This window comes from Janthinobacterium sp. JF4, assembly GCF_059617925.1.
In genome coordinates this window covers 72,148-93,016 of record NZ_JCAQAV010000006.1, presented here as the reverse complement: position 1 = coordinate 93,016, position 20,869 = coordinate 72,148, and the positions used below count along the sequence as shown (strand labels likewise).

The window sequence follows — 20,869 nt, the reverse complement described above, 5'->3', positions numbered from 1 at the left end:
TAGCATCATGACGGTTAACGATATACCCCTGATTTCGTTTTTCCAGCGCATACTTGACCCATTGATCATAATGGGGACGCTGTATATGCTGTCCGCCCTATCCGGCGCGCCCTTTACCGGTTACTCGCTGGTATTGATGATCCTTGCGTTTTTTATTTCATCATCCGTATTCCAGTATGTCGATCCCTATCGCACATGGCGCAGCGGTCGCATGCTGGCCTATGCCCGCGATATTTTTGTCAGCTGGGGCATCACGGCCCTGATCCTGGTATTTCTGGGCTCGGCGACAGGGCTGGCGTATCATTATGACCACAATCTGGTGCTGGCCTGGTTCCTGTTGACGCCGTTTGTATTGCTGCTCAGTCATCTGGCCGCTCGGCGAATGGTGGCCGATCCCGGACGCGACAGTGAAGTGCGCTCGGTCGTCATCATCGGCGCCAACGATGCCAGCCTGAAATTTGCCGCCACCGTCGAGCGTAATCCGAACCTGTTCATGAGCGTGCGCGGCTTTTTTGACGACCGCACCGATGACCGCTGGCCCGAGAAAATGCGCGAGCCCATGCTGGGCAAGATGGCCGATATCGCTACTTATGTGCGCGAACACAATATCAAGATGATATTCATCAGCCAGCCTATTTCGGCCCAGCCTCGCATCCGCAAGATGCTCGATGAATTGCAGGATACGACGGCGTCAGTGTATTTTTTGCCGGATATTTATATCTTCGATTTGATGCAGGCACGTTTCGACAATGTGGGCGGCATGCCGGTGATCGCCATCCGCGAGTCGCCGTTTACGGGTTTTAACAGCATGGTCAAGCGGGGCAGTGACATCGTGCTGGGCTTGTTGATCCAGATTATGCTTTTGCCAGTGATGTTGGTCATCGCCATTGCCGTCAAGGTAACGTCGAAGGGGCCGGTGATCTTCCGCCAACGGCGTTACGGCCTGTATGGCGAGGAAATTATCGTCTATAAATTCCGCTCGATGACTGTCAGCGAGGATGGGGCGACAGTGATCCAGGCTACCAAGAACGACCAGCGCGTGACCCGCATCGGGGGCTTTTTACGTAGGAGCTCGCTTGACGAATTGCCACAATTTATTAATGTACTGCAAGGGCGCATGAGCATCGTCGGTCCGCGCCCGCACGCGGTGGCTCATAACGAGCAGTATCGTAAGTTGATCAAGGGCTACATGCTGCGCCATAAGGTCAAGCCTGGGATTACGGGGTGGGCGCAAGTGAATGGTTTGCGCGGTGAGACGGAGACCTTGGACAAGATGGAGGCGCGCATCCATTTTGATCTCGACTATTTGCGCAACTGGTCGTTATGGCTCGACTTGTGGATAATCATGCGCACTATAAAGGTTGTGCTCAAACGGGACAATGCTCATTGATTTGAGTTTTGATGAGCAATATGCTGTGGGAATATTTTTTGCGTAAGATCAATACGAGTTAGAATAAATAAAGCATACGAAGTGTGAGTCTGGCTCACACTGGATAAATCAGGCGGTGATGCAATGACCGATATGAGGCAGGCACCACAACATCGTGCGACGGCACTCGGCGGCGCCTTGCTTGCCAGGCCGTTATGCTGGGCATTGGCCAGGGGGGCGCTCTGCCGCACTTGGCCACTGGCTTGTTTTTTTGCTTCGGCGCAGCTTGTTAAAGTCAGGCTCATTCCTTCCTGCACACCTCGTGTACAAATTTGCTTCCTGCGTACAGCATGCAAGCCAACGTCGTTTATCACTCACAAGAAGTGCTATTCTGTTAAAACTATAAGCGAGGGAATAATGTTTCTCTATGTTAAGTTTTCTGCGGAAACAGTTGTTTTTAAACCTTCTTAATAGATTTTTAAGCAAATACTCTTCTGGCGACATTGTATAATGTGTATCATATTTATAATATTGACAATTATCTGCTGAGGCGGCATAATTCTCTCGGAAATCTATGTTTTTTTAACAATGTTTTTTTTGCACAAGCATTGTGTAGAAGTCTATAGTTAGCAACGCGTGATTTCCTTACCTAAACCGAAGGAGTAATTTTGAACCATATGCACAATGCACGTTTGATCGTGCGCAAGCCAGTGTTAACCCCCCGTTTGCTGTGTGCAGCCTTGGTCTTGTTGACTGTGGCTGGCCTGTCAGCTTGCGGTGACAAGGAGAAGAAGCCTGGCCAGGCGCTGGCCAGTGTGAATGGTGAGGAAATTACCGTTTTGCAGCTTAATGAAGAAATGCAGCGTGCCAATGTTCAGGCGTCGCAGCAGGACGTTGCCAGCAAGCAGTTGCTAGAGTCCCTGATTGACCGTCAGTTGCTTCAGAATGAGGCTGTGAAGGAAAAAGTCGACCGCGATCCGAAGGTGGTACAGGCCGTCGAACGAGCCAAGGCGCTCATTGTCGCGCAAGCTTACATGCAAAAGCGTATTGGGAACCTTGCGCGACCGACAAAGGAAGAGGTGGAAGATTACTTCAACAAGAATCCACAGTTTTTCAGCCAACGCAGGCAGTTCGACATGAAAGAGCTGATCATCGCCAGCGCTGACATGAATGACCAGCTCAAGGCTGCTATGGACAGCGCCAAATCGCTGGAAGACGTCGCCACTTGGCTGGATGCGAATAAAGTCAAGTATGCGCGCACGCAGTTGTCGCGTACCAGCGCTGATCTGGCGCCGGAATTGAGCTCGAAACTGCTGGCAATGCCGAAAGGACAGCTGTTCATCATTCGCGAAGGGGATCGTACATTGCTGATCTCGCTTGCTGATATACGCGAGAATCCTGCCAGCCTGGCACAGGCAGCACCGCAGATCGAGCAATTCCTTTTTAATAAAAAAAATAAAGATATCGCCGATGCGGAGTTGAAGCGCCTGCGTGCCGTAGCCAAGATCGAGTATCTGAACAAGGAGGCCACTGGCAAGCCTGTGGCCAGCACCCCTGCGGCCAGCACTCCTGCGCTAGGCGCGACTCCAGGGCCTGCCGTGCCAGCCCCGGCGGCGCCGGTTTCCAAGGAAGCCAATGATCGTGGCGTTGCAGGCTTGAAGTGAGCCGCAGCTTTTTTTGCTTGTTAATTGACTATGAAGTGAGCGTATCATGAAACGATTTTCGATGTGGTGTATGGCGTGCTTGCTGGCCCTGAGCGCAGGGTTTGCTGGCGCGGCAGACGTGCAGCTGGGAGCTGGAGATGTGTTAAAAATTTCCGTGTATGGCAATCCCGATCTGGCGCTGGAGACGCGAGTGAGCGAGGCGGGCGAAATCACTTTTCCATTGGTAGGCAATGTGGCGTTGGGCGGACTGTCTGTCTCAGCGGCGGAAAAGAAAATTGGCGGATTGCTTGAAAGCGGCAATTTCCTGCGAAAGGCTCAGGTCAATATCATCGTCACGTCTCTGCAAAGCCAGCAGGTATCCGTGTTGGGACAGGTCAACCGTCCAGGCCGCTATCCGATTGAAGGCAAGCGCAGCGTGATGGATTTGCTGGCAATGGCCGGCGGCATTGGCGTTGAAGGCGGCGATACGGTCAGCCTGATCCGCAAACGCGGTGGGAAGTCGAGCAAGGAAAGCATCGACGTCATCGATATGGTGCGCAATGCGGACCTGAACCGGGATTTCGACCTGGCTGGTAATGACGTGATTTATGTTGAACGTGCGCCACGCTTCTACATTTATGGCGAAGTGCAGCGTCCTGGCGCCTTTCGTCTGGAACGCAGCATGACGGTCCTGCAAGCCTTGTCGGTCGGTGGTGGCCTTACGGTACGCGGCACAGAGCGCAACATGCGCATCAAGCGCCGCGACGCGAATGGCGTGATGCAGGTCATCACGGCCAAACATGACGACTTGCTGCAAGTGGACGATGTTGTCTATGTACAAGAAAGTCTGTTCTGATCAAGACCAGAGCTGGATTCTTACCGCGATACGGCTGGTATTTTAGAGAGTTGAGAGTTAGATTATGAATTTTTCCCAAATTTTACTGATTCTGCGAGCCCGTATGCGGATCGTGGTGATCACGTTGCTGATCACTGTGGCGACGACGCTATTAGTCAGCTTGTTGTTGCCCAAGACATATCAGGCAACCAGTTCGCTGGTGCTTAATTACAAGGGCGTCGATCCACTGACCGGCCTGACCATGCCTGGTCAGCTGTTGCCTGGTTATATGGCGACGCAAATCGACATAATCAGCAGCAAGAATGTCGCTTTGCGTGTCGTTGACAGCCTAGGCTTGGCGCAGAGTCCCGCCGTCATCGAACAATTCCGCGAGGCAACCGACGGTAAGGGGACGGTACGCGACTGGCTGGCCGATTTGTTACTGAAAAAGCTGGAAGTGGTGCCGTCGCGCGAAAGTAGTGTAGTCGATATCAGCTTCAAGGGAGCCGATCCGCAATTTGTTGCCGCCATTGCTAACGCTTTTTCGGATGAATATCAGAAAATCAATATTCAGCTCAAAGTTGATCCGATGAAAAAGGCTGCTTTGTATTTCGACTCGCAGATCAAGCTCCTGCGTGACAATGTTGAAGTGGCACAAAGTAAATTGTCCAAGTACCAGCAGGATAATGGCATTGTCAGTCTCGACAACCGCCTGGACGTGGAGTCGAACCGCCTCAATGACTTATCCGCGCAGCTCGTCGTCGCCCAGGGACAGTCGATGGAAGCGATGTCGCGCCAGAGCATGGCAGCAGGCAGCCGTTCTGCCGATTCGCCAGACGTCGCATCGAATCCCTTGATTCAAAATTTGAAAATAGGCCTGGGCAATGCAGAGTCGAAATTCGCCGAGGTATCGCAGCGTTTGAGCAGCAATCACCCGCAGTACCAGAGCGCTAAGGCTGAGGTGGAAAAGCTGCGTGCCGATTTGCGAGAGCAAATGGCGGTCGCTTCGCGTAGCGTTGGCAATAACGCACAGATTTTCCAGCAACGCGAAGGCGCCATCCGCTCGGCCCTGCAGGCTCAGAAGACGCGCGTGCTGGAACTGAACCGCACCCGCGATGAAATGAATGTGCTGAGTAAGGATGTTGAGAATGCGCAGCGCGCCTTTGACATCGCATCGCAGCGCTTCTCGCAAACCCGCATCGAGGGACAGTCTGACCAATCCGATGTGGCCGTACTTAATCCCGCCGCGCCACCGATCGAACCTTCGGGACCGAAAGTGTTGCTCAATACCGTGTTGTCGTTTTTCCTGGGAACCATGCTGGGCCTGGGCTTGGCAATTCTCGCAGAGATGTTGGACCGCCGTGTGCGCTCCGACAGCGACTTGTCCGAGCATGCACAAGTGCCCGTGCTGGGCGTCATTGACTGGACTGGCAAGCCACGCAAGCGTTTCGGCTTGTTCAAATCGATCGCTCCACGTCGCCTTCGCTTAAATTAGGATTTTTTATGGATACAACGTTGAAACATACGGCGGTGGCTGCCCCCGCACCTGCCACCGCGCCAGGGCGCGGTGATTCGAGCATGGGCCGGCTGTTGCTGGAAGCTGGCAAGATCACACCTGAACATGCGGAGCGCGTGCTGCGCATGCAGAAGGAGCTGGGCATCCGCTTCGGCGAAGCAGCATTGCGTCTGGGGCTGATTACTGAAGCTGACATCCAGCAAATACTGGCGCAGCAATTCGACTACCCGTATCTGCAACCGGGTGAGGCGAAGTTCTCCAGCAAGCTGGTGGCAGCTTATGAGCCATTCAGCCGCCAAGTGGAAACCTTGCGCGCGGTGCGCAGCCAGTTGATGTTACGCTGGTTCTCGCGTGGCAATAAGTCGCTCATCATTGCCAGCATCGAACCCGGTGATGGCGCCAGCCTGTTTGCCGCTAACCTGGCCGTGGTATTTTCCCAGCTAGGTGAAAACACCCTGCTGGTCGATGCCAACCTGCGTCAGCCTACCCAGCACGAGATCTTTGATTTGAAGGGCAAGCAGGGCTTGTCCGATGTGCTCGCCGGCCGTGCCGACCTGCATGCAGTGGCCAAGGTTGAATCATTCGTGTCGCTGTCCGTATTGGGGGCGGGTACCTTGCCGCCGAATCCACAGGAGTTGCTGAGCCGCTCATCCTTTGGTGGACTGGTTAATCAGCTTGAGGCGCAGCACGATATCGTGTTGTACGACACATCTGCGTTTACCTCCGGAGCCGATGCGCTGGCGATCGCCGGACGCGCACACGGCGTATTGTTGGTGGTGCGCAAGAACAAGACTTTGCTTGATGACGTAGCTGCAGTCTCCGAGCAATTGGCTAATTCTGGCGCGGAGCTGGTCGGCTCTGTCCTGGTAGATTTCTGATGGCACGCGATATCCAGCCATGGCCGGTGGCACCGCTCACGGGCTTGCGCATGGCAATGCCGGAATGGTGGCCTGTGCTATTGGGGCTTGCCTGCCTGTTCGTCCCGACTTTCTACACGCTATTTAATGGTATGTGGACTACGGAAGAGCAGGCGCATGGCCCGATCATTCTGTTTCTGTCGCTGTGGCTGGCGTATCGCACTTGGCCGGCCGTACTGGCCGCCCCAGTTAAGCCGGCGGCCGCTGGCTGGCCTCTGGCCGTGCTGGCGATGATGCTGTATATCGTCGGTAGATCGCAGCTGATCACGGCCTTCGAAATTCTGTCGTTCATCCTGGCGCTGGCTGCTGTCTTGCTGATCAAGCGCGGCGCACGCGCACTGGTACTGCTATGGTTCCCCTTCTTTTTCATGTTGTTCATGGTGCCGTTGCCTGGTCCCTTGGTGAGCATGCTGACAATGCCGATGAAAATGGCAGTGTCGTATGTGACCGAACACCTGCTGTTCATGGCAGGTTATCCGATCGCCCGTAGTGGCGTGATCCTGCAAATCGGTCAATACCAGTTACTGGTGGCCGATGCTTGTGCCGGCTTGCAAACCTTGCTGACTCTGGAGGCGCTGGGTCTGTTCTATCTGAATTTGGTGCGTCATACTTCTGCATTCCGCAACGTCATGCTGGCCCTGTTGATCATTCCGATCTCGTTTCTTGCGAACGTGATTCGTGTCATCGTGCTGTGTCTGATCACCTATTATTTTGGCGATGCCGCAGGGCAGGGATTCTTGCACGGTTTTGCCGGCATGGTGCTCTTCCTGACCGCACTGACCTTGATACTCAGCATGGATTCCTTCTTACAATGGATTGTCAAAAAGCGTGCGGCCAAGGCTGGCAGCATCGTCGGGAGCGAGCCATGATCACGAAACCCCTTTCCATCAGCCTAATCCTGTGCGCGTTGATGCTGGCCTCGGCCGGTATGACGAAAGCCTTGACGCCAACGGCCAGGCAGGCCGATTCACAGCCTCGCTTCAATCTGGACGCGATGATACCGTCGAGCTTTGCCGAATGGCAGGTTGATACCAGCATCGTGCCGCTCAAGCTAGACCCCGAGGTGCAGGCGAAACTCGACAAATTGTATAACCAGACGGTCACTCGCACCTACATCAATCGCGATGGTAGTCGGGTAATGTTGTCGATTGCCTATGGCGGTGACCAGAGCGAAGGACTGGGCTTGCATCGCCCTGAGGTGTGTTACGCGGCGCAGGGCTTTTCGGTGGAGTCGGACAAAGTCGAGGATATGGGAACTGCTTTTGGCCGCCTGCCTGTCAAGCGCTTGATGGCGGTAAGCGGCGAGCGCCGTGAACCAATCAGTTACTGGATTACGATCGGTAGTGAGCTCATCAAACCAGGCATCGGGCAGAAGCTGACCCAGATTCGTCTGGGCCTGACGGGCACCGTACCCGACGGAATGTTGGTGCGCGTGTCGTCGATCGGTGCCGACACGGCTGCTGGTTATCGCTTGCAAGATAAGTTTGTGAATGATTTGTTGAATGCAGTGAGCCAGGAAACGCGTACCAGACTGATCGGCGCACCCGGTGTATAGACAAGGGAAACCATCATGAAGTTTGCGTTTGGAATCAAGGGGCCTGCTCCGTTAGGCGCGCGCAAACGCGCCCGCCCGTCAGCATCGCGCGCCATGCCGGTGCTGCTGTTTTTTGTCGTCGTGATCCTGGCGCTCTTCATGGGCGCCATCGTCGGTCTGGGTTCGCCCGTGATTGTCACGTTGTTTGGCGGAGCCATTTTTGTGGCCCTGATTTTTTTCATACTGAATGCCTACCAGCTCTTGCTGGCGGTGTTCGTGCTGACCTTTGTGGTGCAGGGGTCAGCCGTGTACTTCCTTGGCAACCGGCAAGCGCCCTGGGTCGTGGTTGGCCTGGCAGGATTATTTACCTTGCGCGCCTTGATAGAGCTGATGTTTTCCCGCAGCGCCAGGGTCAAGCCGGATATGGGCACGGCCGATGCCGGCGTGATGGTGTCGCTGCTGGTGTATGCGACGTGTTTCTGCGCCAGCGCGGTATTGAACCGTTCGGCTACCGCGCAGCTCGTCGTCGCCATCAAGTCATCCTGGCCCATGTTCGGCGTGCTGCTGGCCTTTGCATGGGGCCGCTGGAGCCCCGAGCAATTGAAGCGTCTGTGGTGGATACTCATCGTCGTGGCGATGCTGCAGTTGCCTGTGGTGTTTTATCAGCATTTCTTTATTTCCAGCAAGCGTGTGTTTACTGGCCATGATTCGGTGGTGGGTACGTTTGGCGGCAATCCCCTTGGCGGCGGCAATAGTGCCTTGCTGGTAATGTTCGTGATCGCGGTCATAAGCTATAGCCTGGCGCTGTGGAACCGCAGTCTCATGACAGGGAGGCGCGCCTCCATCATTTGTGCCGTGTGCCTGGGGGTAATTTTGCTGGGTGAGGTCAAGGCTGCCTTCATCTGGCTGCCTATCGCGCTGGTGATTGTGCTGCGTAAGCGCATCATGAAGAACATCCTGTCCGTGATCTGGTACACGGTGCTTGCCATAATATTGGGCGGTACGATTTATTTGACTTATAACGCGCTTTACTGGGGCAAGCAGCTCGACAGCCAGCATACGCTTAGCGGCAAGTTGAAAGCCGGCGGCGGCTACTTCTTCGATCCGAGTAGCTTCAGCTATGAAACGGGCGAGGTGGGACGCGGTGCGGCGCTGGCCATCTGGGCACGCGATCATCTGGCCACTACGCCGACGCGCTTGATCGGTTATGGCCCTGGCGCCATCAAGTCCGGGCCAGGGCTGGGTGAGGGCCCCCTATACAAGCGCTTTGCGCCGCTGCATGTCGATTCAATGGCCATGTCCGTGTTGCTGTGGGATGTAGGATTGGTGGGATGCCTGGCCTATGTGGCGATGATATTGTTCGGCATCATGGCCGGCTGGCGCTACATGAAAGAGGCCCGCGGCAGCCCCATCCAGATGGCCATCATGGAAACTTCTACTGGCGTGCTGGTGATGTTCGCTTCCCTGTTGATCTATAACCGCACCCTGATGGACGATACGGGTAGTCAGTTGCTGTTCGTCTTCTGCCTGTCGTGTGTCGTGCAGATCGCGCGTTTTGGCGCGCAGACCGACGTGCAGCAGCCGGTGCGTGGCCCGCAGGCCGTCAGGCACGGCCGGGCCTGGGCCAAGCCGCAGCAAGTAAACCCGGCGAGTGCGCCGCATGGCTGATAGTCCATATCACGCTGCGCGGGTGATATTGCAGGCAAAGTGGTTCGCGGTAGCAAAGATCGGCGTGGCCTTGGCCGCACTATGGTTTCAGTTTGTCCTGGTGCGCAACCTGAGCGTGGCCGACTATGTATCCTTTACGATTTTCACTGCGGCTAATGGCTTGCTGGTGTTCGCCACCATGTTCGGTATGGATCGGGTCGTGTATCGCTTCATGCCGCCGCTGCGAGAGGACATGCGCTGGCGCGAAATGCTGGTATTGATGACAGGCTTGATCGCCGTGCGGCAGCTGGCCATCCTGTTGTTGTTATTGTTATTCTGGCTTGCCGGTCACTTGATCTTGCCTGCAGCTATCTTGAGGGAAGTGCGCTTGCTGTCGGTGCAATATGCGCTGTTCGCCGTTGCCATGGCCTTCACGGATACCTTTGCGGTTTTTTGCAACAGCCTGGGCCAACAGGGGCGGCAGGCAATCTTACAGACCAGTATGACCTTCCTGCGCATTGCTGTCATCATCGGCTGGCTGGCCTGGAGCGGCGCGCTCGATGCCTTCATGGTGGCTGATGTGATGATCGTCACGGAAAGCCTGTTTGCCGCCGCCATGCTGGTCGTGCTGGCGCGTGAATTTCTCGCCTTGCGCCGCAAGGCGCATGTGGCAGGGCCGCTGGTCTTCGCCTTTACTTGGAAGACGCTGGTCGCTGACAGCCTCGGCACGCAGATGACTTATATGCTGAGTTTGCCTTTTCGCGGCGGGTTGATGAAAGTTATCGTCGGTGCCTTTGCGACGCCTATGGCGACAGCGTCCTTCGGTTTCTTTCAGACCATAGCCGATCGCGCATATCAGTTCATGCCGATTTTTATGATGAAGGGCATGGTAGAGCCGGCGTTGGCCAGCGATTTCGCCGCGCGCGGCGATTTTGGCCGCATCCGCCTGATGATTTCACTGCTGATCCGGCTGAACTTCGTCATTCTCGGCCTCGGCATGGGCATCCTGCTGGGCTGTGGCGTGCCGCTGATCGACTGGCTGACGCATAACCGATATGGCTCGGAAACGTGGGTCGCCATCCTGCTGTTATTGCAGCTAGGCGCCATGACTCTCGGTGAAGCGTTGTGGCTCGGCCTCAATCCGATCGGCCGTATCGGGCCGCACAATCGGGTCTGGATCTGGGTGTCGCTCATTTGCTATGCAGCGATCGGACTGGCCGCTTGGCTGCGTAATATTCCGCTGCTGATAATGGTCAGCGCAGTCCCTTATTTGCTGGTATTTGCTATCTTGCGCTGGATTCAACGCGAGCCCTTGCTGCTCGGAGGCTTGGGTATGCGCGCCATATCGCGCCTGGGTGTGCCGGTTGCCGGCGCCGTCATGGTGGCGCGCCTGGCCTTGTGGCTGCTCGCCGACTGGATGGCATTGGGCTTGCTGGCAGCTGTTGTGGGCGGCGTACTGGCCTATTATCTGTTATTGCGCAAAGTGATCTTGTTTCGTCGCGATGAGGTGGCGAGCATCTCTGCCATCTCGCCACGGCTGGCTCGCATGTTCATGTTGATGTCGGCCAGATAATCGCCAGCAGGCATATTAACCTGGGCGCTTGTTGTTGAACTGGAGAATGAATGAAAATTGCTTATCTGGTCATGGCACACGACCAGCCGACTTTGTTCGCGCGCCTGATCGGTGCGCTGGCCGGACCGGATGTGCACTTTTATGCTCACATCGATGCAAAGTCCGACGCGGCGCCGTTTCGCGAGGCAGTGTCCTCGACCCCGGTGCATTTCGTTGCCGCACCGGTTAGGGTGAACTGGGGGGGATATTCCCAAGTCTCCGCAATGTTGAGCCTGTTGCAACTGGCCGCGCAGCACGGTCCCCATGACTACTACGTCTTCCTCAGCGGGCGGGATTACCCCTTGCGCAGCCAGCGGGCGATCAGCGCTCATCTCGAAGCTGGAGGCGGCACAAGTTATATGAACTTTTACCCCTTGACGGAAGGTGTCGATTTCGTCGCCAAGGTGCGCCGCCACTGCTATTACGATCTCTATGCCCGCTTGCCTGGTCGATGGCTGCGACGTGTGGCTAATCGCTTGGTGCGCGAAGTCAGTAATATGCTGCCCGCAAGAACGTTTATTCTTGGCATGCAGCCGTATCGGGGATCCACGTCGTGGTGCCTGTCGCAACCCGTCGTCGCCTATCTTCTGGCATTTGTTGCCGATCCGGCTAATTATATTTATCTAAAATTCTTCCATTCGGTTAATTGCGCGGACGAGATTTTTTTTCAAACCATTGTGCTCAATTCACCCCTCGCTTCCACCTTGCAGAATTACGAACAGGATGTATTGCAGCGGGCGATCGGCGAAATGAAAAATGAGAATAAGGTCTCTTTGCACTACATAGATTGGAATCCGGTGCGTGAGGATCCCGCGATCTTCGATACCGGCGATTTTCTGGCATTGATCGGATCCGGGAAATTTTTCGCGCGTAAATTCGATACCGTCAAATCCGCCGCCGTGCTCGACATGCTGGATGCCGCGCGTCACGCGGATGACGGCAGGAATTGAGTCGCTGCGGCCACCGCAGTAACATTGCCAAGCTCGCCATATGTGCCTGTAGCCCGCATTCCGACTCACTCTATCCATTTTGTTTCGTTTCTGCAACGGTGCCATCAGAGCCTTTGAGTCGGTGTCATTTGCAGGCTTTTCGACCTTGTCGAATGGCATGATTTGAGGTAGCTTGTAAGCTGTTTCAGAGGATAAAAACGTATCTCCGGCTTGTCATTATTGTTTGTACATGGTTGCACTAGGATGGTTGTTCCAAATAAAAAACATCTAGCCAAGAAGCACTATTGCTATATCTCAAATTAACATAATCGTGGATCAACGTTTCTTACTCCGATGAGGCAATCGAGCTATTGAGACGTGGTCCGGCCAGCAGCCGTGGTCCAGGTCCATCCTATTTTTGTTGTTCCGGAGGTTATGAAATGAAATCCGCTAAAATCATATTGCATTGCGCATTGTTGGGATTGATACCTGCTTGCGGTCAAGTGCATGCAGATTGGGCGCAGGCGGTTACGCCCCTTGAGATCAGAACGGTGCCAGAGAATAATCTCATCCAGCCGCAGAATCCCCCCACGTTTTCCTGGTCCCGCCATCCGCAGGAACCGGCTTCATACGTGCTTGAACTGAAAATGAACGGTACTGTTGTGCGTACCTTCACCAGTACCCGCAGTTGGTATCTGCCGTCGAAAGCGCTGCCGTTGGGCGAGTACACCTGGCGCGTGCGCCCATCGACCACCACCGAGTGGTCTTCCGAACGCAAGTTTGTCATCAGTACTGCCTCGATGGTATATGAGGTGCCGGAAAACGCCGACCTGCGCGCGCGCGCGCTGCAAAAGACGCGTCCGCGTGGATTGCAGGGCGGCTTGCCTCTGGTAAAAAACTGGGATGCTACCTTGCTCAGTCAAAGGGGGGCTGCCGTCACCCAGCTGACAAAAGATGTCGTCTGGAACATGACCGCATTGCCGTTCATCACAGATGCCATCTGGCCGCTCAATACGAGCGGTGTGCTGACCGCCGCGGGCGCCGTGCAGGTGGCCGATATCCGCAAGCAGCTTGGTATGCGCACGCGGCAACTTGAGTCATCGGTTTTGTTGTACCGCTTGACCGGAGAAAGTCGTTTCCTGACTGAAGCGCTCAAGCGTGGCGACGAGCTGGCTGGTTTTGATCCCCTGGGACCGACCAATTATAGCAAGCAGGATCAGGCGCCATTTGCCATCGCCTCTTCGCTTATCCGTGCCTTTGATACTCTGGGCAGCAGCCTCGATACCACGCGCCGGGCCAAATGGCTGCGGTCGGTGACGGCGTATGGCAATCAGATTTATGCCGACTTAGCGAGGGACAATGGCCGCAATGACCAATATCCATACGATTCGCACGCAATCAGCAACACTGCCGGTTTGGCGCTGATTTCGATTCTTGCCCTTGGCGATATACCTGCCGCTAATGCCTGGTTCGATTTTTCGTTCCGCTCGTACGTCAGTTCGCTGAGCGTGTGGAGTGGCCCTGAAGGTGGTTTTGCCAATGGCACAGCCTATGGCGAATACGCTGTCGATCTGTATATGCAGGTGTGGCAACCGACGGCACAGGCGATGAATGTCAATCTGTATGCGAAACCGTGGTCGCAGGGTTTTCTGAACTTCTTCATGTATTTCGTGCCGCCCGGGGCGCAGACGCATGTCTTCGGTGATGGGCACGAAGCGGTGCCGTCGGCGCAGATCATGAAGGCCTATGCATTGAATTTCTCCTCGCCCGCTGCCGCCTGGTATGTGGATAAAATGTCGGTCAAGGAAGATGTGTTGACTCTGCTTAAGTCGGATTACCCCTTGCCCGCGTTGACGGTGGTGCCGCAGGCGCCGACGGCGAATGCGATCATGCTGCCCAGCATAGGCTGGGGCGCCATGCATAGCAGCATGGCCGATATGAACCGTACTTCCGTGTATTTCAAATCCAGCCCATATGGTTCCTATAATCATAGCCATGGCGACCAGAACAGCTTTGTCATCATGAGCGCCGGCGTGCCCCTGTTGGCGGAGGGCGGCTGGTACGACTATTATGGTTCGCCCCTGTGGAGTTCCTGGTACCGCCAGACCAAGGCGCACAATGCCTTGACCTTCGATGGCGGCATCGGGCAAACCAGTGGCGGCACTGCGGTATCTACGATCAGGGATAACGGCAGGATCACCGCCTTTGCCACCACCAAGAACCTTGATTACATCGAGGGCGATGCGACGCCTTCCTATGGGGGGCAGCTGAAGTCGGCCATCCGCAAGTTGTGGTATGTGCGAGAAACCGATTCGGTGGTGGTGTATGACAAGGCGATATCTGCCATAGCGCGTACATGGGAGTGGAACATGCACGCCATGGCACCGATCGTAAGGGACGCCAGCGGCAACATCTCGATCAGCAACAAGGGACGCATCGCGTGTATCCGCCCCTTAATCACCAATGGGGTGCGCTTCGAAAAGCGTACCGGCGTGCCGCTCATGCCGGGCCGCGTGGAAGATCAGGCGGTGTTTGTCTCCAACGCCAAGTCGCTCAATGGCGAGTTCCTGATTCTGATTGATGTGGGTTGCAAGAATCCTTCCGTGTCGCTGACCAGTGGCACTACCGGACGGACCTTGAAAGTTGGCACGCAGACCATGATCGTGCCGAACTAAGCCGATTTGGCGCGGCACTAGGCCAGATGCCTGAGCAGGCTGTGATAACGTTGGGCCAGCACCGCCGAAAGTACGCGGTAACTTCGGTGTTGTTCAATGTAGGCCACGCCTGCTGCAGCCTTTGCACGCGCCGCGTTGTTGTTGTCTAGGACCGTGCTCAGTGCTGATGCCAGGGCTTCCGGCGTGCTGGCACTGAGCCAACCGGCCGCGCTGGCGCCCAGCACTTGAGCCTGGTCTGGGTTGTCATTGCCGACAGCGGGCATGCCTAGGGCCAGGTATTCCAGCAGCTTCGTGGGGGAGTTGACATCGAGCAACGGCCCGCGCGGCAGGTACGATACGCCGACATCGGCGCCGAGCAGCAAGGGCAGGGCTTCAGCGCTGCTGAGCCAACCTGTTATGTGTATGGCTTCATCCATGCCCAGGCTTTGCGCATGGGCATGCAGCAGGTCGATGTCGGATGGCGTCGGTGAACTGCCGATCAGCAACAGGCGCGCTGTTGGATAGCTGCGGCGCACGATGACCAGGGCATCGAACAATATTTCTATTTGGCGCGAGCGGTCCAGCGTACCGAGATAGGCAATTACCGGCAATGTATCCCATTGCGGCAGGCGGCGCGGCACGATGACCCCGGCCTTCAAGATTTCCGTATCCACTCCCATCGGCACCACCGTCATTTTATCGGAGGCGATCCCGCGTTCGATCATTCCCCGTTTCATGGTTTCGCTTTGCACGAAGACATGGTCGGCGCGTGCCAGTACGACTTTGTAAAACAAGATTTTTTCCAGCAAACCCTTGCACAGGGCAAGCCGATAATGCAGGCTGCCTGGCCGCCGCGCCAGCTCTGCGCGCGAGCGCTCAATACGTCCGTCGCACATGAGAAACGACACCCAATAGGTAAACGGTATGCCCTTAATGCGAGCAATTAGCATACTGAACAGTCCGATGGACACCATGTCCCTCACCTGGATGACATCACACCGTGCAGGCGTAGCGAACCATACCTTGCGCAGGCACAAGATAAAGAACGCTAGTTCCTGGCGCCAGCGGCCCGTATGTCTGGCCGGCGTGCTGCATGAGGTGAATCCGTCCGCAATAGCGTTGCCGGAACCTGGTTTGCCCACGATATCGCAATACACTTGATGCCGTGGCAGATACTTGCCAAACAGGGTGGAGACATCAGCCCGGTAGGAGGGAAGTGGTTCTGGAACTAGTTGTAAGATGTGCAAAGATGGTGAGGAAGTCAATTTTTACTTTCATGAGATGGTGCTTGCGTATACGCTGATGTTGCCGAGCATTATGTCCAAAATCCATGCAATCTTGCACCCGATGCAACATATAAAAAATTTAAGTGTACTATAAATGTTTTCCTTAATGTTGTGTATAATATGCATCAATATTGTTTTATTTGCACTTTGATGTGCGGTGAATAGTTCCTTAAAAACATCGTCGTGTCGCCAGGGTGTTCCTGTGTGCGGCTGCTTCGAATTGACAGGCGAAAGCATGATTAAAGTATTCCGCATCGCCGCTTGGCTGCATCGTCTGGGTCTTCCCCTGATTCCACGTTGCCTGTACATACTTAACCGCCTGCTATTTGCCGTGGTGTTGCCACCTGGTGCTGTAGTGGGAAAGGATGTGCGTTTCGCCTACAGTGGTCTGGGTACCGTGGTGCATGCGCGCGCACGCATCGGTGACCGCGTTAAGGTGGCGCAAAATGTCACCATTGGCGGACGGGCCGGACATTATGAGGTGCCGGTGATCGAGAGCGATGTCGAGATCGGTGCTGGCGCCTGCATACTCGGCCCCGTCGTAATCGGTCGTGGTGCTCGCATCGGGGCCAATGCCGTAGTGTTGGAACACGTCGCCGCGGGCGCGATCGCGGTCGGCGTGCCGGCCCGCGCCAAACCGCACAGGGTATCTCCCGATGCTTGATGCTGTCTGGCACGTCGCCGTTACCTGTGAGGCCGTTTGCGCACGCACCTTCTATTCCCGTATGAGTATCTGATGATCGTCACCAAAGAATTTCATTTGCCATCACTTGACGGCTTTCGTGCCTTTGCTGCCTTGACGGTATTTGTCAGTCATGCGGGCCTGGGCCATGTGGTGCCAGGCGGCTTTGGCGTCACTGTATTTTTCTTCCTCAGCGGCTATCTGATTACCACCTTGCTGCGGCGCGAACTGGAGCAGGGCGGCGGCATCAATTTCCGCCACTTCTATCTGCGCCGCGCGTACCGTATCCTGCCTCCCATGTATCTGGTGCTGTTTTCCCTCCTGATCCTATGCCTGTCCGGCGTGATCTCGCACAATGTGACGGGCGGTGGCTTGGTGGCGCAAATCCTGCAGGTTAGCAATTATTATATATTGTACGCAGACGCGTCCGGGCTGGTGCCTTTCACGGGTATTTTCTGGTCTTTGGCGGTAGAGGAACATTTTTATCTGCTTTTCCCCCTTCTATTCATTTTTTGCATGCGACGCTGGGGGCGGCATAGCGTGGCGGGTATCTTTCTCGCTCTTTGCATATTTGTGCTTGCCTGGCGCTGCGTGCTGGTCTTCCTGCTCGACGCGGAGCCCGCACGTACCTATTTGGCCAGCGATACCCGTATGGATAGTCTGTTGTTTGGCTGCATCATGGGGGTATGGCGCAATCCGGCGCTCGATGCACAGGTATTTTTTAATTCGCTCTGGGCCAACGTTTTACTGTTGATCAGTGCCGTGGGCTTGCTGATCTTCGCTTTCGTGTACCGTGACGAGGCATTTCGCGAGACAGCGCGCTATACGGTGCAGGGGCTGGCCCTGTTTCCTATCTTCTGGCTGGCTGTCAGGCATCCGGATTGGCCTGTTTTTCGCGTGCTGAACTGGCGGCCTGTGCGTACTCTTGGCGTGATTTCATATGTTTTTTATTTGTCGCACTTGTTCTGGATGTACTGCGGCCACCTGATCTTTGGCCCGAGCCAGCTTGCCGCCGGCTTGTGCGGCTTGCTGCTCACAATCATTTTTTCCTATGTCGTGCACCATGTGGTGGAGCTGCCGTTCGCCCGCTTGCGGCGTAAGTTGCACCAATGAGCCCTATGCTTGAAAGCATCTGGTTTTCTACGATTTTTCTGGCAGGCGAATGAAAAAAATTATCATGATAGGTACGTCCTTCGACACCATGGGCGGCATTTCCGCAGTCGTCAACGTATATCGTTCAGCAGGTTTGTTTGAACGCTACCCGGTCGAATATGTCGCCACGCATTGCGATGGCAGCCGACTAGCCAAGCTGTGCATGGCTATCTCGGCCCTGGGGCGGTTTTTGGTATTGCTGTGCAGCGGAAGGGTTGGTCTCCTGCATATGCACGTGTCCTCACGCGCCAGTTTCTGGCGCAAGGCGCCATTTTTTCTGATTGCAACCTTGTGCCGCCGGCCGACTATAGTGCATGTGCACAGCGGTGCCTTTCACCTGTTTTACGAGCAGTGCGGCAGCGCAGGAAAAGCGCTCATCCGCTATGTGTTTGATCGCGCTTCGCGCGTGGTGGTGCTGTCGGAAATGTGGAAAGGCTGGGTGCAGAGCATTAGCTGCAACAATCATGTCGTTGCGATCTACAATCCCGTAATGCTGCCTCCGCTCGATCCTAGGTGCGACACAGAGCAGGGCAGCACAGTATTGATGCTGGGGCGCTTGGGCAAGCCGAAGGGAACTTACGATTTGCTTGAGGCAGCCCGCAGCGTGCGCGATGAGTTTCCCGCCATCCAATTGGCGTTGGGTGGCGATGGCGAGCATGACAAAGTGGAGGCTGCTGTCGCGCAAATGGGCCTCGCTGGGCAAGTACATCTGCTGGGGTGGGTCACCGGCAGCGACAAGGAACAGGCGTTGCGTACTGCGAGCATTTATGCGTTGCCGTCCTACAATGAAGGCTTGCCTATGAGTGTACTTGAAGCGATGGCTGCCGGCCTGCCCGTCATTTCGACGCCAGTCGGCGGAATTCCCGAGGCCATTAGCGATGGTGTGGAAGGTTTCTTGGTACCGCCGGGCGACGTGGTGCTGCTGACGCAACGGTTGCGCCAATTGCTAGCCGATGCCTGTCTGGCACGCCGCATGGGCAAGGCTGGGCGTGACAAGATCGAACGCCAGTTTTCTGCAGCAGCGATCGTGCCGCATATCGAAGCTCTGTATCGCGCGTTGGGGGCGAAGGCGGGGAGTGTCGCGCCATGACTACGCTTGCCTGGAAACTGAATCGTATCAAGTTGATGGGAGGTGCTGAAATTGTCTGGCGCTTCAGGCAAATTGCGCAAAAGAAGGCTGCCAAGTGGGGATGGGGCCTGGTGCCACAGGCACCTACTTCTCGCTGGCCGGCCACCGCACAGTCCTTTATTGAAATGGGCCAGTTGCCGGATGACACCGCGCTGCTGGCCGCGGCCGAGCGTATCCTGGATGGACGCTGGCGTGTTTTTGCCATGCATGACGCGCCGCTGGGTTTTCCGCCTGAATGGAACCGCGACCCGAAGACGGGTACTCTGGCACCCATGATATTAGGCAAGGCAATTGACTATCGCAGCGAAGCGGTAGTGGGGGACATCAAATACCTGTGGGAGCCCAGTCGTCATCTGGAACTGGTCACGCTGGCTCTGGCGGCACGCAGCAGCGGAGAGGCGCGCTATGCCCAGGCAGCCCGCGCACTGTTGGAATCGTGGCTGGCACAGTGCCCCTATCCCTTGGGCGTGCATTGGACCAGTTCACTGGAACTGGCGGTGCGCCTGGTGAATTGGAGTGTTGCCTGGCAATTGCTTGGCGGCGCAGACTCGTCTTTGTTCCATTGTCCTGAAGGCCTGGCTTTCCAGCGCCGCTGGCTTGATGCCATATATCAACATTGTCATTTCATTGCCGGCTACTTCTCGCGCCATTCTTCGGCGAATAACCATTTGCTGGGCGAATATATGGGCTTGTATATCGCCAGCGTGACATGGCCTTGCTGGTCGGAAAGCAAGCGCTGGCTTCGCGAGGCCAAGGCCGGCATGGAAAAAGAAGCGCTCAAGCAGAACTTCGCGGACGGCGTGAACAAGGAACAGGCGGTGTACTACCAGCACGAAGTGATGGACATGCTGCTTCTGTGCCAGCGGGCCGCCCATGCACAGGGCGATACTTTTTCCGATGGCTACCTGCAGCGTCTGGAACGGATGGCCGAATTCATCTGCTCGATGATGGACATGGATGGCAACGTGCCTATGACGGGTGACGCTGACGATGCGCAAATGGTACGCCTAGCCTACGAGAAGCACTGGAGTCCCTACCGTTCGCTGCTGGCCAGCTGCGCCCTGCTTTTCAATCGCGGTGACTTCAAGCGCAAGGCTGAGTACTTCGACGACAAGAACCGCTGGCTGTTTGGGCAGGCTGGATTGCAACAATGGCTGGCTCTCGATGCTAGCGCTCCCGAGGCGCCCGTACTGGCCTTTCCCGAAGGCGGTTACTTTCTGCTGGGTAGCCATTTCGGCACGCCGGACGAGGTGCGTCTGGTGGCCGATTGCGCACCGCTCGGCTATCTGTCCATTGCCGCCCATGGCCATGCCGATGCGCTGGCCTTTACTCTCTCGGTGAGCGGGGAAGAGTTGCTCACCGATCCTGGCACTTACGCCTATCACACGCAAAAAAAATGGCGCGACTACTTCCGCAGCACGCCCGCGCATAACACGGTAGCCGTCGACGGCCTGGACCAGTCTGAAATCGGCGGCAATTTCATGTGGCTGAAAAAAGCCAATGCGCGCATGATTGCTCATGAAACGAATTCCGAGGTGCAAGTTTTTGAGGGCGAACACGATGGCTACGGCCGCCTGGCCGATCCCGTGCTGCACCGGCGTCGTATCGAGTTTAACTTTAATAATAAATGCATTGTTGTAAAAGACATATTACAATGTACAAATGTACATGATATTTCCGTGCATTGGCAGTTCGGCGACCACTGCGTGGTCGCTGTCGACGAGGGGCAATTGCAGGCGCAGGGACTGCGGTCCGGATTGCGCATGCGCTGTTCGCATGGAACGCTGGACCTATTGCGCGGCAGCGATACACCGCCTGGCGGCTGGATATCGCGCCGCTTCGACGAGAAATCACCGATTGTCAGCGCCGCCTGGCGCGTGAGGGTGCAGGGAACCACTGAAATCGTGACGCACATCGAGCTGATGCCGCAGGCGTCGCCGGCTAATTCGCCGGCTAATTATTAA

Annotated in this window: 17 protein-coding genes; 15 read left to right on the top strand and 2 right to left on the bottom strand. The window is 55.8% G+C overall.

Annotation, left to right across the window (positions count from 1 at the left end; all coding sequences use genetic code 11):
- Window positions 1–7: 7 nt before the first annotated feature.
- Window positions 8–1,390, top strand: coding sequence for an undecaprenyl-phosphate glucose phosphotransferase (locus tag AC54AF_RS08395; RefSeq protein ID WP_152251728.1), 1,383 nt, complete (start codon window positions 8–10; stop codon window positions 1,388–1,390).
- Here AC54AF_RS08395 and AC54AF_RS08390 read toward each other — a convergent pair.
- On the bottom strand, window positions 1,384–1,674 hold the full coding sequence (locus AC54AF_RS08390) for a hypothetical protein (protein WP_496636183.1): 291 nt from the start codon (window positions 1,672–1,674) through the stop codon (window positions 1,384–1,386). The two genes, AC54AF_RS08395 and AC54AF_RS08390, sit on opposite strands and share 7 nt — an antisense overlap.
- A gap of 372 nt (window positions 1,675–2,046) precedes the next feature.
- On the opposite strand from AC54AF_RS08390, the gene AC54AF_RS08385 reads away from it, so the two are divergent.
- The 10 genes from AC54AF_RS08385 (at window position 2,047) to AC54AF_RS08340 (ending at window position 14,677) form a co-directional block, all read left to right on the top strand.
- Window positions 2,047–3,033 carry an EpsD family peptidyl-prolyl cis-trans isomerase gene (locus AC54AF_RS08385; protein WP_496636258.1) on the top strand — a complete coding sequence of 329 codons (987 nt, stop codon included), beginning with the start codon at window positions 2,047–2,049 and terminating at the stop codon, window positions 3,031–3,033.
- 46 nt (window positions 3,034–3,079) lie between these two features.
- Window positions 3,080–3,868 carry a polysaccharide export protein EpsE gene (gene epsE, locus AC54AF_RS08380; protein ID WP_496636182.1) on the top strand — a complete coding sequence of 263 codons (789 nt, stop codon included), beginning with the start codon at window positions 3,080–3,082 and terminating at the stop codon, window positions 3,866–3,868.
- 64 nt (window positions 3,869–3,932) lie between these two features.
- The gene (gene epsF, locus AC54AF_RS08375) at window positions 3,933–5,342 is read left to right on the top strand and encodes a chain length determinant protein EpsF (protein WP_152251727.1); all 1,410 of its coding nucleotides are present in this window, start codon (window positions 3,933–3,935) and stop codon (window positions 5,340–5,342) included.
- A gap of 8 nt (window positions 5,343–5,350) precedes the next feature.
- Window positions 5,351–6,241 (top strand): chain length determinant protein tyrosine kinase EpsG, encoded by an 891-nt coding sequence (gene epsG, locus AC54AF_RS08370; protein WP_496636181.1) that lies wholly within the window; start codon window positions 5,351–5,353, stop codon window positions 6,239–6,241.
- The gene (xrtB, locus tag AC54AF_RS08365; protein WP_496636180.1) at window positions 6,241–7,149 is read left to right on the top strand and encodes an exosortase B; all 909 of its coding nucleotides are present in this window, start codon (window positions 6,241–6,243) and stop codon (window positions 7,147–7,149) included. Before epsG ends, xrtB begins: the two co-directional genes overlap by 1 nt.
- Window positions 7,146–7,835, top strand: a complete 690-nt coding sequence (epsI, locus tag AC54AF_RS08360) for an exosortase-associated protein EpsI, B-type (RefSeq protein ID WP_496636179.1) — start codon at window positions 7,146–7,148, stop codon at window positions 7,833–7,835. Before xrtB ends, epsI begins: the two co-directional genes overlap by 4 nt.
- A 15-nt stretch (window positions 7,836–7,850) precedes the next feature.
- Entirely contained in the window at window positions 7,851–9,482 is a 1,632-nt protein-coding gene (locus AC54AF_RS08355) for a hypothetical protein (RefSeq protein ID WP_496636178.1), read from the top strand.
- A complete protein-coding gene (locus AC54AF_RS08350; protein WP_496636177.1) occupies window positions 9,475–11,034 on the top strand; it encodes a polysaccharide biosynthesis protein in 1,560 nt (519 codons plus the stop codon). Before AC54AF_RS08355 ends, AC54AF_RS08350 begins: the two co-directional genes overlap by 8 nt.
- Window positions 11,035–11,084: 50 nt before the next feature.
- Window positions 11,085–12,023 (top strand): beta-1,6-N-acetylglucosaminyltransferase, encoded by a 939-nt coding sequence (locus AC54AF_RS08345; RefSeq protein WP_496636176.1) that lies wholly within the window; start codon window positions 11,085–11,087, stop codon window positions 12,021–12,023.
- Window positions 12,024–12,442: 419 nt separating this feature from the next.
- Window positions 12,443–14,677: a DUF4962 domain-containing protein gene (locus AC54AF_RS08340; protein ID WP_496636175.1), complete on the top strand. Its 2,235-nt coding sequence runs from the start codon at window positions 12,443–12,445 to the stop codon at window positions 14,675–14,677.
- 17 nt (window positions 14,678–14,694) lie between these two features.
- On the opposite strand, the gene AC54AF_RS08335 is transcribed toward AC54AF_RS08340, so the two are convergent.
- Window positions 14,695–15,903, bottom strand: coding sequence for a glycosyltransferase (locus AC54AF_RS08335; RefSeq protein ID WP_496636257.1), 1,209 nt, complete (start codon window positions 15,901–15,903; stop codon window positions 14,695–14,697).
- 274 nt (window positions 15,904–16,177) lie between these two features.
- On the opposite strand from AC54AF_RS08335, the gene AC54AF_RS08330 reads away from it, so the two are divergent.
- From AC54AF_RS08330 to AC54AF_RS08315, 4 genes are all read left to right on the top strand, one after another.
- Window positions 16,178–16,606, top strand: a complete 429-nt coding sequence (locus AC54AF_RS08330) for a serine O-acetyltransferase (protein ID WP_496636174.1) — start codon at window positions 16,178–16,180, stop codon at window positions 16,604–16,606.
- Window positions 16,607–16,678: 72 nt separating this feature from the next.
- The gene (locus AC54AF_RS08325) at window positions 16,679–17,737 is read left to right on the top strand and encodes an acyltransferase family protein (protein WP_496636173.1); all 1,059 of its coding nucleotides are present in this window, start codon (window positions 16,679–16,681) and stop codon (window positions 17,735–17,737) included.
- A 49-nt stretch (window positions 17,738–17,786) separates the two neighbouring features.
- On the top strand, window positions 17,787–18,866 hold the full coding sequence (locus AC54AF_RS08320) for a glycosyltransferase family 4 protein (protein ID WP_496636172.1): 1,080 nt from the start codon (window positions 17,787–17,789) through the stop codon (window positions 18,864–18,866).
- Complete coding sequence (locus AC54AF_RS08315; RefSeq protein ID WP_496636171.1) at window positions 18,863–20,869, top strand: heparinase II/III family protein; 2,007 nt, start codon at window positions 18,863–18,865, stop codon at window positions 20,867–20,869. The genes AC54AF_RS08320 and AC54AF_RS08315 overlap by 4 nt, the downstream gene beginning before the upstream one ends.

Bases quoted from the DNA above. Each gene is read 5' to 3' on its own strand.
- AC54AF_RS08395 (WP_152251728.1), top strand. From the start codon at position 8: ATGACGGTTAACGATATACCCCTGATTTCGTTTTTCCAGCGCATACTT.
- AC54AF_RS08390 (WP_496636183.1), bottom strand. From the start codon at position 1,674: ATGAGCCTGACTTTAACAAGCTGCGCCGAAGCAAAAAAACAAGCCAGT.
- AC54AF_RS08385 (WP_496636258.1), top strand. From the start codon at position 2,047: ATGCACAATGCACGTTTGATCGTGCGCAAGCCAGTGTTAACCCCCCGT.
- epsE (WP_496636182.1), top strand. From the start codon at position 3,080: ATGAAACGATTTTCGATGTGGTGTATGGCGTGCTTGCTGGCCCTGAGC.
- epsF (WP_152251727.1), top strand. From the start codon at position 3,933: ATGAATTTTTCCCAAATTTTACTGATTCTGCGAGCCCGTATGCGGATC.
- epsG (WP_496636181.1), top strand. From the start codon at position 5,351: ATGGATACAACGTTGAAACATACGGCGGTGGCTGCCCCCGCACCTGCC.
- xrtB (WP_496636180.1), top strand. From the start codon at position 6,241: ATGGCACGCGATATCCAGCCATGGCCGGTGGCACCGCTCACGGGCTTG.
- epsI (WP_496636179.1), top strand. From the start codon at position 7,146: ATGATCACGAAACCCCTTTCCATCAGCCTAATCCTGTGCGCGTTGATG.
- AC54AF_RS08355 (WP_496636178.1), top strand. From the start codon at position 7,851: ATGAAGTTTGCGTTTGGAATCAAGGGGCCTGCTCCGTTAGGCGCGCGC.
- AC54AF_RS08350 (WP_496636177.1), top strand. From the start codon at position 9,475: ATGGCTGATAGTCCATATCACGCTGCGCGGGTGATATTGCAGGCAAAG.
- AC54AF_RS08345 (WP_496636176.1), top strand. From the start codon at position 11,085: ATGAAAATTGCTTATCTGGTCATGGCACACGACCAGCCGACTTTGTTC.
- AC54AF_RS08340 (WP_496636175.1), top strand. From the start codon at position 12,443: ATGAAATCCGCTAAAATCATATTGCATTGCGCATTGTTGGGATTGATA.
- AC54AF_RS08330 (WP_496636174.1), top strand. From the start codon at position 16,178: ATGATTAAAGTATTCCGCATCGCCGCTTGGCTGCATCGTCTGGGTCTT.
- AC54AF_RS08325 (WP_496636173.1), top strand. From the start codon at position 16,679: ATGATCGTCACCAAAGAATTTCATTTGCCATCACTTGACGGCTTTCGT.
- AC54AF_RS08320 (WP_496636172.1), top strand. From the start codon at position 17,787: ATGAAAAAAATTATCATGATAGGTACGTCCTTCGACACCATGGGCGGC.
- AC54AF_RS08315 (WP_496636171.1), top strand. From the start codon at position 18,863: ATGACTACGCTTGCCTGGAAACTGAATCGTATCAAGTTGATGGGAGGT.